This window comes from Paraglaciecola sp. (assembly GCF_039964565.1).
In the GTDB taxonomy this organism is placed as follows: Bacteria; Pseudomonadota; Gammaproteobacteria; order Enterobacterales; family Alteromonadaceae; genus Paraglaciecola.
The window spans coordinates 75,302-88,265 of record NZ_JBDVXF010000028.1 but is presented as its reverse complement, the minus strand read 5'-3'; the positions used below and the strand labels follow the sequence as shown (position 1 = coordinate 88,265).

At 40.4% G+C, this 12,964-nt stretch carries 9 protein-coding genes; 3 read left to right on the top strand and 6 right to left on the bottom strand.

The genetic code is table 11. The features are described 5' to 3' along the window. Positions 1 to 19: 19 nt before the first annotated feature. Together carA and dapB are read right to left on the bottom strand one after the other, a co-directional pair. The gene (carA, locus tag ABJK37_RS11205; protein ID WP_348353370.1) at positions 20 to 1,165 is read right to left on the bottom strand and encodes a glutamine-hydrolyzing carbamoyl-phosphate synthase small subunit; all 1,146 of its coding nucleotides are present in this window, start codon (positions 1,163 to 1,165) and stop codon (positions 20 to 22) included. A gap of 292 nt (positions 1,166 to 1,457) precedes the next feature. After that, positions 1,458 to 2,267, bottom strand: coding sequence for a 4-hydroxy-tetrahydrodipicolinate reductase (gene dapB / locus ABJK37_RS11200; protein ID WP_348353367.1), 810 nt, complete (start codon positions 2,265 to 2,267; stop codon positions 1,458 to 1,460). A gap of 193 nt (positions 2,268 to 2,460) precedes the next feature. Between dapB and ABJK37_RS11195 the strand changes: the two genes are divergently transcribed. Both ABJK37_RS11195 and ABJK37_RS11190 read left to right on the top strand, forming a co-directional pair. After that, the gene (locus ABJK37_RS11195; RefSeq protein WP_348353361.1) at positions 2,461 to 3,003 is read left to right on the top strand and encodes a PH domain-containing protein; all 543 of its coding nucleotides are present in this window, start codon (positions 2,461 to 2,463) and stop codon (positions 3,001 to 3,003) included. Then, positions 2,996 to 4,612: a PH domain-containing protein gene (locus tag ABJK37_RS11190; protein WP_348353358.1), complete on the top strand. Its 1,617-nt coding sequence runs from the start codon at positions 2,996 to 2,998 to the stop codon at positions 4,610 to 4,612. Before ABJK37_RS11195 ends, ABJK37_RS11190 begins: the two co-directional genes overlap by 8 nt. Before the next feature lie 57 nt (positions 4,613 to 4,669). Here ABJK37_RS11190 and ABJK37_RS11185 read toward each other — a convergent pair whose 3' ends face one another. From ABJK37_RS11185 to grpE, 4 genes are all read right to left on the bottom strand, one after another. Beyond that, a complete protein-coding gene (locus ABJK37_RS11185) occupies positions 4,670 to 5,110 on the bottom strand; it encodes a DUF2059 domain-containing protein (RefSeq protein ID WP_348353355.1) in 441 nt (146 codons plus the stop codon). A gap of 137 nt (positions 5,111 to 5,247) precedes the next feature. Beyond that, the gene (gene dnaJ, locus ABJK37_RS11180) at positions 5,248 to 6,384 is read right to left on the bottom strand and encodes a molecular chaperone DnaJ (RefSeq protein ID WP_348353352.1); all 1,137 of its coding nucleotides are present in this window, start codon (positions 6,382 to 6,384) and stop codon (positions 5,248 to 5,250) included. 148 nt (positions 6,385 to 6,532) lie between these two features. Further along, positions 6,533 to 8,467 (bottom strand): molecular chaperone DnaK, encoded by a 1,935-nt coding sequence (gene dnaK / locus ABJK37_RS11175; RefSeq protein ID WP_348353349.1) that lies wholly within the window; start codon positions 8,465 to 8,467, stop codon positions 6,533 to 6,535. A 144-nt stretch (positions 8,468 to 8,611) separates the two neighbouring features. Continuing rightward, a complete protein-coding gene (grpE, locus tag ABJK37_RS11170; RefSeq protein ID WP_348353346.1) occupies positions 8,612 to 9,229 on the bottom strand; it encodes a nucleotide exchange factor GrpE in 618 nt (205 codons plus the stop codon). Between the two features lie 197 nt (positions 9,230 to 9,426). Between grpE and ABJK37_RS11165 the strand changes: the two genes are divergently transcribed. Beyond that, positions 9,427 to 12,801, top strand: coding sequence for a PAS domain-containing hybrid sensor histidine kinase/response regulator (locus ABJK37_RS11165; protein WP_348353343.1), 3,375 nt, complete (start codon positions 9,427 to 9,429; stop codon positions 12,799 to 12,801). The last annotated feature ends 163 nt before the right edge of the window (positions 12,802 to 12,964 follow it).

Genomic DNA, 12,964 nt, shown 5'->3' with positions numbered 1-12,964 from the left:
ACTTTAAAAGGTGCGAGCTTTATTGGCTTTGCTGCATCAACTTTATGAAATGGTCAAACAACGGAGCGGCATCGTGTGGCCCCGGACTGGCTTCTGGGTGCCCCTGAAAACTAAACGCAGGCTTGTCTGTGCGATGAATTCCCTGTAAGGATTTATCAAATAATGACACGTGGGTCACTTCTAATGTAGAAGGCAGGTCGCGCTCATCAACTGCAAACCCATGGTTTTGACTGGTAATCATAACGCGATTACCTTTAATGTCTTTAACAGGATGGTTGGCACCATGATGTCCAAATTTCATTTTCACTGTTTTTGCGCCACTGGCTAACGCTAATAGCTGATGCCCTAAACAGATGCCAAAAATCGGAATATTTGTCTCCAATAATTGTTTAATGGCTTCGATCGCATAAACACAGGGTTCAGGATCACCCGGTCCATTGGATAAAAACACACCGTCTGGTTTTAACGCTAACACTTCATCAGCCGTCGTTTTCGCAGGAACAACAGTCAACTTACAACCACGGTCGGCTAACATACGCAAAATATTGCGTTTCACACCAAAATCATAGGCAACTACGTGAAACTCTGGGTTTTCTAATGCGCCTTGGTAACCTTGTCCAAGAGTCCAGCTACCATCAGTCCACTGGTAAGACTCATCGCTAGTTACCTCTTTAGCCAAATCCAAGCCCTTGAGCCCAGAAAATGCCTGAGCTTGAGCTAAAGCGCTAGATTCATCTAATGGAATATCATCAAGGGTATTACTAGCAATAATACAACCGTTTTGCGCGCCTTTATCTCGCAAAATCCGAGTTAATCTTCGCGTATCAATATCCGCAATACCCAGAATGTTATTTTCTTCTAAATATTCAGACAGACTTTGCTCGCTACGAAAATTACTTAAGATCAACGGTAAGTCACGAATGATTAGGCCTTTAGCCCATATTTTATTTGATTCACAATCTTCAGAATTTATCCCCGTATTACCAATATGTGGGTAAGTAAGAGTGACAATTTGTTCTGCATAAGAAGGGTCAGTTAGAATTTCCTGATAACCTGTCATTGAGGTGTTAAACACAACCTCCCCAACCGACACACCAGAAGCTCCAATTGCAGTACCTTTAAAGACAGAGCCATCTTCAAGTACTAAAAGGGCAGAATTAGCCAAATCAACCTCCAGGTTAGATATTAAACGGTTTTAACCTAGGACTCCGATTTAAAAATCAGTAAAATGAGTCCAAAGATATCCATATAAACATATGATTTAAATGAACATTTAGTCAATTTGCAAATTATAAAAGCGTAAAATCTAAGCGACTCCACTGAATTTTGGCAAATTCGCAATATTATACATACAAGGGTGTTTCAGGTCTATTCACAATTATAAAAATTGCATAAATAACCGTTTAACCATATTTTTTATACATAAGGGGTAAAAGCAGTCATTCTATAAATGTAATCTAGCGCATTTTAAAACCGAGTACATCTTCCATATCATACAAACCTGCTGGCTGATTAACGATCCAATTGGCGGCTTTGACCGCCCCTTTTGCAAAGGTTAATCGACTTGAAGCCTTATGTGTAATTTCTATTCTTTCACCTAGGTCCGCAAATAAAGCGGTATGTTCACCCACTACATCACCCGCTCTGACGGTAGCGAACCCAATAGTTTGGTGATCACGTTCACCTGTTTCACCTTCTCTGCCGTAAACGGCACATTCAGATAAATCTCTACCAATTTCACTGGCAATCGCCTCACCAATCGCCACAGCTGTACCTGATGGCGCATCTTTCTTAAATCTATGATGGGCTTCAATTATCTCAATATCAGCGGTTTCAGCCATCACAGCAGCAGCTTTCCTGACTAAATCCAGCATTAGAGTCACACCTACACTGTAGTTAGCTGCGAAAACAACAGGGATAACTTTAGCAGCAGCATCTACCATCGACTTTTGTTGTGCATTTAATCCAGTGGTGCCAATTATGACTGGCTTTTTATGAGCAACACAAAAAGCCAAATTATCTGTTAACGCTTCAGGTAAGGTGAAATCAATCAATACCTCTATTTGTTGGACTTTCGCAGATAAATCGTCACATACCAACACACCTTTTTTGCCTATACCTGCCAGTTCTCCTACATCCGTTCCAACAAGGGAAGACGTTGCTCGCACGGTAGCGGCAGTCAACGTGTCAGACGCACTTAATTCGACAGCCTCGATCAAGACTCTACCCATTCGGCCATTAGCACCAAAAATAGCAATATTACTCATAGTGATTAAATTATGTTTTTCGTTGAAAGTTTGTGAAGCGATTGTGCCTGATTTATGTCTTGGTTGCAGTATTCAAAAATTAACTTTTTTTGTATAACTAACCTCTGCTTTGTATAAGCGAGGCAGCACTTATCGGTAAAGTCATATAGTATTGGTTTTATTGCAATAATTTTACCCTTTTTATGGACTACTCATGCCAGAAAGTAATTTTAGTAACTCAAACGTTACTATTGAGCAACTACCCACAATATCAAAACTAGAGCAACAACCTCTATCTGAAAGATATGCTCCCATCAACCGTGTAATAAATTTAAGCGTTATCTTGGTTGTTTGTTTTATTGCGTCGTTTATTTATTTGCAACCATTTGTTGATTTACCAGCTGGCTTACAAAGTTTTTTGCCTTACTTTACTTGGGCGGTTGCTTGCTTAGGTGCTCTTTTCACTTGGTTCATATACGCTGGAGATAACGTTAAATCTTATGCATTGAGGGATTTGGATTTACATTATTCCAGCGGTTTGTTTTTTCGAAAAGTAGTGAGTCAACCCATTACCCGAATTCAACACATGGAACTAAAACGAGGCCCTATTGAACGAAAAATAGGTATAGCCAAGTTACAAGTTTTCAGTGCTGGGGGCGAAATGCATACCTTCGAAATACCTGGGTTACCCGTGGAAAGAGCACAACAGATACGTCAATTTATATTGCAACACAAAGATGTGGTCAAACATGGATAGTGAAAACAAGGTATCTTCAATCGATGACACAGGGTCCACAGATAATTTTCACAATTTAGACAAATGGCAAGTTTTGTCGCCAATAGCGATTTTATATTTTGGGGTAAGTGTATTTAAACATCTCTTTAGCAATATTATCTTTTTGATACCAGCAATTGCAGTGAGTTATAAAAGTATACTCGAACACCCTTTTGTTTGGTTACCCGGTATTTTATTAGCATTGGCCTTGCTTTCAGTTTTCGCCTTTATTAGTTTCAAAGTCTATCGCTATCGGCTAACAGACGATAATATCGAAATCCGTTCGGGGATTTTCAGCAAAAAGTATCTAAACCTACCCTTTTCTCGAGTTCAGAATGTCAAAATAGAACAACCTATATATTACCGTTTTAGCGGTCATGCTTGTTTAAAACTCGATACCGCTGGCTCGGCTAAAAATGAAGCCAAATTAATAGCGATAAAACTAGATTATGCGCAACAGCTAAAAACCCAAATACAACAACACGGACAAAATAGCGAAGCACTCAACAAGCAACAGCACCCTACAGCTGATAGTAACGAGTTTCAAAGTGAATCTGCAGCAAACAACACTACGCAGGAAATAGTGCTCAACCGCCGAAAATTATCTGATCTGGTCATTCACGGTATTACCAGTAATAGAATTTGGATATTTTTAGGAGGATTAGCTCCCTTTTACGACAGAATATTCAACTATATTGGCGAAAGCTTGACGAGTTTAGGGATTAATTTAACCGAGTTATTTAGTCTACAAAGCCATTCAATACTCGAAGTAGCCTTGTATGCCCTTTCATTCACTATGTTATTCATGTTGCTATTAGTGAGCTTTTCAGTAATAGGCGCAATTATTAGTTTCTATGGTTACACCCTAAATAAACTCGCTGACAAATATATAAGACGTAGCGGTCTATTCACCAAACACGAAGTCAGTATGAGTTTGAGTCGTTTGCAAATGGTGGTGCAAAAACAAGATTGGTTAGACGTATTACTAAAACGAATTAACCTCTATTTTGAACAAAGTAGTTCCTTTGGCAAAAACCTCGATTCGTCCGCTTCCAGCAGTAAAATAATTGTCCCCTCTATTAAACCCTATGAGTCTCAAGCACTGATAGATGACGCCTACCCTGATAACTCCCTTAATGTTTTAGTCAATAACCATGAGTTTGATGCCATTAGTAAACGCTTTATTTTCCGTAATATTGTTTATATTTTTATGCCTGTGTGGCTAATAGCGCTAAGTTTTACACTGTTAAATGGGAAACCAATGTTAGCTCTGTTGGTGAGCATTTTGTTTGTGACCCTATGTGGGTTAGTTATTTTACGTTGGAAACGTTGGGGTATCGCTAAAGATAAAAATTTTGTTTACCTAAGGAAAGGTTTACTAGGTGTCGATTACTATTGTTTTCCTATCTATAAACTTCAGCAGATTCAGTTCAAACAAAACTTGCTTATGAAACGACGACAATTAGCCACTGTCAAATTCGTGCTCGCCTCCGGCTCATTAACGGTCCCGATGATTAATCAAACATTAGCCTACGAATTAATTGACCAAGGACTTTATCAGGTTGAGTCCAGTAAAAAATCTTGGATGTAATAAAAAGCCGCTTAATTTAGCGGCTATATATTACAACATGTCGCTAACCCGATAACTTCATTGAGAAGCGTTATTTTTGAGGGCTGCGTGTTTTTCCATAACTTTCATAAATACACTTTGGCCCCATTGTTGACCAATCTGCATTGATTGCTGCATTATTAACGGCTGCGATGAGATAAGTTTTTTGCCTGACGGTGTATTATAAAACGCTAGAATTGCTTGGATATCTTCTTCACTCAAGTGTTGTTGGTACACGGGAATGATGCTCGTTATCAATTGGTCAAAATTCATTTCTGCAGCCACATCCTGCCAAAACTCTTCCGTAGCGTCGGGAATAGACTGTTTTAAAGCAGGCATCATCTGACTCATCATCATTTCACCTAATGCTCCCGCTCCGGAAATGTCCATTAATTTTTGGACACTTTCTGGTTTTGCAGGCTCAGCTAATATAGGTAAAGACAATCCTAATACAACCAATATAGATACAATCTTGCGCATAATTTTTCCTTTTTATTTAGTTTTAATATTTACAAAGAATGCATGTTAGCTATCTTTGTCACACGTCCTTAATGAATTTTTCAGATGAATAAAAGCCGCTAAAATAGCGGCTTTAAAATCAATTGGTGATGGCTAAATTAATTAGTTAAATCATCAAAAAACTTCTTCACACCATCAAAAAAGCCACTTTCTTTGGGACGGTTTTTAGCAACGTCTTTGCCTGTTCCCATTGAGCTTTCCAATTCATCTAACAACTCTTTTTGACGAGCACTTAGATTAACAGGTGTTTCAATGACCACCTTACAAATTAAGTCACCAACACTACCACTACGTACTGACTTAACCCCTTTGTTTCGCAAACGGAACATTTTGCCCGTTTGAGTTTCAGCGGTAACCTTTAATTTAACCTTGCCTTCTAAGGTAGGGACTTCAATTTCACCACCTAAAGCGGCTCGTGTGAAACTTAAAGGCACTTCGCAGTACAAGTTGTTACCTTCACGGGTGAATATTTTGTGTTCACGCACATGCACTTGCACATATAAGTCACCTGCTGGTGCGCCCATTTCACCAGCTTCACCTTCGCCAGATAAACGAATTCTGTCACCCGTATCCACACCGGCTGGAACTTTAACCGATAAGGTTTTCGTTTTTTCAACACGGCCTTGACCGTGACAAGCTTTACAAGGATCAGAGATGATTTTGCCTTTGCCTGAACAAGTGGGACAAGTTTGCTGAACAGCAAAGAATCCCTGACGCATTTGCACTTGACCTTGACCATGACAGGTTGGACAAGTAGTCGGGCTTGAGCCTTTTTTTGCACCAGAGCCATCACACACTTCACAACCAACTAAGGTTGGTACGCGAATTTCGACATTTTTGCCTTTCACCGCTTCTTCTAAAGAAAGCTCTAAGTTGTAACGCAGGTCAGAACCTTGGCGAGCCCGAGATTGACGACCACCGCCTCCTCTTCCACCACCAAAAATATCACCGAAAACGTCACCAAATATATCGCCAAAATCACCGCCATGACCACCACCGCCGCGATTAGGATCAACTCCGGCATGTCCGTATTGATCGTAAGCTGCACGTTTCTGCGAATCGGTAAGCATTTCGTGAGCTTCTTGCACTTCTTTAAATTTTTCTTCCATAGCTTTGTCACCCTGAGTTCTATCTGGGTGGTATTTCATCGCTAGGCGCTTATAAGCCTTTTTTATCTCGCGTTCGGTGGCACTTTTGTCAACACCTAACACTTCATAATAATCTCGCTTCGACATCTCGATTCGTTATCCTGCGGTATCTAGTTCTTATTTTGCCATAGCCATAAAATGACTAGCTTTTAATACAAACACGGCGCAACCAGAGTTCACTGTTGCGCCGAGCTAGGCCAACTCAATAAGGAGTCAGCCATTTAAGTCGAAAAAATTATTTCTTTTCGTCTTCTTTTACTTCTTCAAACTCAGCGTCAACCACATCATCATCTTGTGATTTAGCACCTGCATCAGTTGCTTCTGGGCCACCTTGAGCGGCGCCTTCAGAGGCAGCTTTAGCTTGAGCCACTTCCATTAATTTGGCAGACGCTTGAATAAGCTCTTGAGTTTTCGCTTCAATCGCTTCTTTATCACCTTCTTTCACTGCTTCTTCAAGCGCAACGACAGCGGTTTCAATTTCAGCTTTATCTTCTTCACTTAACGCATCACCAGCTTCTTCAACTTGTTTACGTGTTCCGTGAATCAAACCATCAGCCTGGTTACGAGCTTGAACAAGTTCTTCAAATTTCACATCCGCATCTTTGTTTGCTTCAGCATCTTGAACCATTTGTTCTACTTCTTCATCAGTCAAACCAGAAGAGGCTTTGATAGTGATTTTTTGTTCTTTACCTGTATCTTTGTCTTTCGCTGATACATGTAAAATACCATCAGCATCAATATCAAAAGTCACTTCTATTTGTGGTGCACCACGTTGTGCCGCACGAATGCCTTCTAAATTAAACTGACCTAAAGATTTATTACCTGACGCTTGCTTACGCTCGCCTTGCAGACAGTGAATTGTTACCGCTGACTGGTTGTCTTCTGCTGTCGAGAAAGTCTGAGACTTTTTAGTCGGTACAGTGGTATTTTTCTCGATTAGAGTAGTCATTACACCACCCATAGTTTCGATACCTAAAGAAAGAGGCGTGACGTCAAGTAACAATACGTCTTTCACATCACCAGACAACACGCCACCTTGAATGGCTGCACCGACTGCTACTGCTTCATCAGGGTTAACATCTTTACGTGGCTCTTTACCAAAAAACTCAGTGACGTATTTCTGAACTAAAGGCATACGTGTTTGACCACCTACCAAAATAATATCGTTGATATCACCTACAGACAAATCTGCATCAGCAAGGGCTTTCTTAAGCGGCTCTAGTGTAGCCTTAACCATTGACTCTACTAGTGACTCAAGTTTTGCACGGGTCAACTTAATAGTAAGGTGCTTAGGACCAGACGCATCAGCAGTAATGTAAGGTAAGTTCACTTCAGTTTGCTGCGCAGAAGATAATTCAATCTTGGCTTTTTCACCGGCTTCTTTTAAACGCTGCATCGCAAGAGGATCTTTACGTAAATCCATACCTGAGTCTTTCTTAAACTCATCTACTAAGTAATTAATGACTTGGTTATCAAAATCTTCACCACCTAAGTGCGTGTCACCGTTGGTCGCTAAAACTTCAAAGGTATGTTCACCATCAGCTTCATCAATTTCGATGATTGAGATATCAAAAGTACCACCACCCAAATCGTAAACAGCAACAACGCTGTCGCCTTTTTTCTTGTCCATGCCGTAGGCAAGTGCTGCTGCTGTCGGCTCATTGATAATACGTTTCACTTCAAGACCAGCAATACGACCAGCATCTTTAGTCGCTTGACGCTGTGAATCGTTAAAGTAGGCAGGTACTGTAATAACGGCAGCTGTGACTTCTTCGCCTAAGTAATCTTCGGCGGTTTTCTTCATCTTTTTCAACACTTCAGCAGAAATCTGCGGTGGTGCCATTTTTTCGCCTTTGGTTTCTACCCATGCATCACCATTGTCAGCTTTAACAATTTTGAAAGGCATGATGTCGATATCTCGTTGTACTTCTTTATCTTCCCAACGACGACCAATTAAGCGTTTAATTGCGAACAAAGTATTTTGTGGATTAGTCACCGCTTGACGCTTAGCTGGTTGTCCAACTAGGATCTCACCATCATTTGAGTAAGCGATGATAGAAGGAGTAGTACGATCCCCTTCTGCATTTTCTAATACTTTGGCTTTGTCGCCATCTAATACTGCTATACAAGAGTTAGTCGTACCTAAATCGATTCCAATGATTCTACCCATTAGTTTGTCTCCAAAAAATTGTTCTTAAAAGCTTGTACACTTTGTGGGGTTATTATTTAGATTTTCAACATCTTATTGAAAATAAACCCTCACAAAACCTTAATTATTTTTGCTCACACCATACTTATAAAATAAGAACGGAAATTAAGCTTGAGTATCTACGCCGCCCTCTGGCGCTCTCGTCACCATTACCATGGCAGGTCGCAACAAACGGCCATTAATCTCATACCCTTTTTGCATTACAGCCATGACCGTATTAGGTGGCAACTCTGCATTTTCTTGCATCGACATAGCTTGATGCTGTTCAGGGTTGAATGGTTGACCTTGAGGGTCAATCACTGTCATTCCAAACTTTTCAATTGTGCTGATAAATGACTTAAGCGTTAGCTCAACACCGTCAACAATTGGTTTTATGGCTTCATCATCTGGATTAGCCACTTGTATCGCACGTTCTAAGTTGTCAGCTACTGGCAATAATTCACCGGCAAACTTCTCTAATGCAAATTTGCGCGCTTTATCAATTTCGCCTTGAGCTCGCTTGCGAGCGTTATCGGCTTCTGCAATCGAGCGTAAAACTGAATCTTGTTGATCAGCAAACTTAGTTTCTGCAGCAACAACTGCGGCTTCCAACTCAACAATACGTTGCTGATCTTCAGTCAACTCAACGACTTCTTGTTCAGCGTTTTGTTCAACGTCTTGTTGCTCTACTTCTACACCAGCTTCTAACTCTTCTTCATGCTGATTTGTTTGTTCGTTTGACATGCTTAGCTCCGTATACTCTTTAAGCAAATTTTCAACTGCCACTAGTAATGGGGTTACATTTATAAGCTTCAAGGGCAGATAATTGATGTTTTTGCTATTTATCTTCAAAAACTAAGGACTAGCGCTCAATATACCATCTTTCATATTTACCTCAGTAAGGGTAAAGTACTGAATTATTAGATTATTTTTTTTAGCTTATGATAAATGTTTGGAGTGTTTCTGCACTAATACTTTGCTACCTATTAGTTCTGTTTGCCTTAGCGTTTTGGGCAGATAAACGCTACAAAGGACAGCAGCAACACCCCTTTATTTACAGTTTAGCTTTAGGTGTGCATTGCACATCGTGGGCTTTTTTTGGCACTACCACCCAAGCGACTCAATATGGTTGGGCTTTTATGCCGACATATTTAGGTGTAATACTAGTGTTCCTATTTGCGCATCCGGTATTACGCAAAATCAGTTTACTGTGCCACCAACACCAGGTCAGCTCTCTAGCAGATTTTATTAGTTTACGCTTCGAAAAATCATACTTACTCGCTGCATTAGTCACGCTCCTATGTTTAGTTGGAGTGATTCCCTATATCGCATTACAGCTTGATTCAGTCAGTCAAAGTGTGGCAATTTTAGTGGGTATAGACGTCAACTGGAGTGGCAATGTAGGCGCCTATGTCGCAATTTTCATGGCACTTTTTGCTATTTTGTTTGGGACTCAATCCCTCAGCGCCAGCGATAAACATCCTGGTCTAATGCTAACCGTTGCTTTCGCTTCTGTGGTTAAGCTTCTGGCCCTGCTAATTGTTGGTGTATACGTTTGTTATGTGATGTTTAACGGTGTTTTAGACTTATTCGGTCAAGCTCAATTACATCCTAAAAGCCAACAAATCATCCAATCTGACTCCGCTATTTGGGTATACCTCAGTCACATGTTATTGGGGGTATGTTCAATGTTCTGTTTACCACGCCAGTTTCATATCAACTTTGTCGAAAACAATGGCAGCGAAGAACTTAGAACCGCCCGCTGGATGTTTCCACTATATTTATGTTTGATAACAGTGTTTATTCTACCGATTGGAATCGCAGGACATATAATATTTGATGCATCCACTGAGGTTAATACCGATATCTATGCCCTTGCATTGCCTTTAGAAGGTGGCAGTAACAGTGTCGCGCTTATCTCTTTTATAGGTGGTTTATCAGCAGCCACTAGCATGGTAATAGTGGCGACCCTTGCAATGGGGATTATGATTTCCAATAACTTAGTCACGCCGCTACGCTTAAAAATACAGCTACAGCGCCTTCAAAAACATAACCTCACTCCCAAAGCCGTATTGTTCACGCGCCGCGCTACAGTAGTAGTAGTAATGAGTGTTGCTTATTTATATCACTTAGATATTAGTCAAACCGCACCACTAGTAAAAAGTGGCATAATAGCAATCGCTTTGTTATCACAAACCCTTCCTATCATTATTGGTGGTTTATATTGGCGAAAGCGTAACAAAACAGCTGCCATGATTGCTTTAGTATCAGGGGCATTGTGTTGGGCTTATTGGTTACTGTGGCCAAGTATTACAGCCAGTTACTACTTTGATCCACCACCCGACGACTTACAACTCGCATCTGGATTTGTATTGAGTTTATTGGTGAATACGTTTTGTTTCATCGTGTTTAGTCTGATTTTACCCACCAATAAAGAACTACAAATAAGTGGACAAAAAGAGCTCGCGTTTTCTTCCTTAAATCAGGCGACAAAAATATCTAAACTACTGGCGGTTACTGAAAAAGTGTTAGATAAAGAGCGTCATCAGTTCTTGCTCGACAATCTTCCCACCGAGCAATCATCGGCCTACGCCAGCCCTAAATTATTAGCAAATATTGAGAACGAGATAGCCAATCAAGTGGGTAACGTAAGTGCGAGAATTTTACTCTCTGCGATAGCCGAGAAAAAAGATGTGGCCATTGAAGAGTTAGTGGAGCTAGTCGAAGAAGCGAGTCATACATTTCACTTTAATCACGAGGTTTTACAATCCTCGGTAGAACATATTCAACAAGGTATATGTGTAGTTGATGTAAACCTGTCGTTACTCGCTTGGAATCAACGTTATGTAGAATTGTTCGATTACCCCACCAGTTTGATTCGCGTTGGTATTCCAATTAAAGACTTATTATTATTTAACGCCCATCGAGGATTATTCGGCCAGAAGGCGAAAATAGACTCCGAAATCGAAAAACGTATGCAATACATGCGTATTGGAAGCCATTACAAATTTCTACGGGAACAAGAAAACGGACAAACAATCGAAGTCAACGGCAGCCCATTGCCCGGTGGTGGGTTTGTTACGACTTATAGTGATATCACCGATCACATCAATATTCAGCAGCAACTAAAGCAATCTAAACAACACCTAGAAAGTCGGGTTGCTGAACGCACCGCTCAATTGGAAACGGCTAACATAGCCCTTGACGGAGCGCGGCAAGAAGCCGAAAAAGCAAACGACAGCAAAAGTAAATTTCTGGCCGCGGCAGGCCACGATCTAATGCAGCCTTTTAACGCCGCAAGCTTATTCGCTTCTCTAATTAAAGAAAAAGCCCCGAATCAAGACATTACAGACATGAGCCATAACTTAATTCAGTCGTTGAATAACGCTGAAGAACTTCTTTCTACTTTATTGGATATGACGCGCTTAGACTCGGGTGTGTTAACCCCAAACATTCAGAACTTCTCTCTAAGCGAATTGTTAACTCCTTTGGTTCACGAATTTTCCATTTTAGCGCAGCGGAAAACAATTCAGTTAAAATATGTATCTTGTTCATGTTGTATAACGTCAGATAAAAAGTTACTGAGACGCGTATTACAAAACCTAATATCTAACGCGGTTCGTTATACCGATTCTGGCAAAATTTTAGTGGTAGCAAAACGGCACAGTCAACAGCTTAAAATAAGGGTGTATGACACAGGGAGAGGCATCGCTAAAGATCAACAACAAGAAATATTTAAAGAATTTAATCAATTAGATAATCAAAACAATAACCAAGGTTTAGGGTTAGGTCTAACAATAGTAGAGCGAATTAGTACCCTACTTCAGCACCCAATCAAATTAACATCAACACTAGACCATGGCAGCTGTTTTGAAGTTTCCGTACCTAGAGGAGCAAAACTAACTAAAAGCGACTCTTTGCAAATTCACAGCACAGCCGATTCATCAGTGTTACTTCAAGGTAAAATGATAGTGATCATCGAAAACGATGTGAATACTATTCAGGCTGTCACACATTTGTTTAAAAGCTGGGGAGCAACAATTTTTGCATTTAATAACGTCGACGATGCTTTAACAAAATGCACTCGTTGCCCTGATATGTTGTTTCTCGATTACCACTTAGACAACGGAGCAACAGGCATACAAGCCGCCCAAATTTTGCGAACAAATTGGCAGGTCAATGTACCTGGCGTGTTAAGCAGTGCAGACAGAACCGAAGAAGTAAGAAACCAAGCTATAGAGGCAGATTTACATTACTTACCAAAACCCATAAAACCCGCAGCGTTAAAGCGTTTTTTAAAACAGATCATGCCTTAGTTTGGTTCCACGTATGCAAATTCACCAAACTAATTTATCAAGCTCATTTATCCTGCCCCTTAATAAACTATGAACAACTGCTGGATTACTATTTAACGATCAACGGCACATGCCTTGTACTATTTTTTCAACAAATTGTAACCATTGTGAGGGTTGAAATGTC

What these genes read in the sequence shown, in the direction of transcription:
- dapB (WP_348353367.1), bottom strand. Translation starts at nt 2,267, where the DNA reads ATGAGTAATATTGCTATTTTTGGTGCTAATGGCCGAATGGGTAGAGTC.
- ABJK37_RS11195 (WP_348353361.1), top strand. Translation starts at nt 2,461, where the DNA reads ATGCCAGAAAGTAATTTTAGTAACTCAAACGTTACTATTGAGCAACTA.
- ABJK37_RS11190 (WP_348353358.1), top strand. Translation starts at nt 2,996, where the DNA reads ATGGATAGTGAAAACAAGGTATCTTCAATCGATGACACAGGGTCCACA.
- ABJK37_RS11185 (WP_348353355.1), bottom strand. Translation starts at nt 5,110, where the DNA reads ATGCGCAAGATTGTATCTATATTGGTTGTATTAGGATTGTCTTTACCT.
- dnaJ (WP_348353352.1), bottom strand. Translation starts at nt 6,384, where the DNA reads ATGTCGAAGCGAGATTATTATGAAGTGTTAGGTGTTGACAAAAGTGCC.
- dnaK (WP_348353349.1), bottom strand. Translation starts at nt 8,467, where the DNA reads ATGGGTAGAATCATTGGAATCGATTTAGGTACGACTAACTCTTGTATA.
- grpE (WP_348353346.1), bottom strand. Translation starts at nt 9,229, where the DNA reads ATGTCAAACGAACAAACAAATCAGCATGAAGAAGAGTTAGAAGCTGGT.
- ABJK37_RS11165 (WP_348353343.1), top strand. Translation starts at nt 9,427, where the DNA reads ATGATAAATGTTTGGAGTGTTTCTGCACTAATACTTTGCTACCTATTA.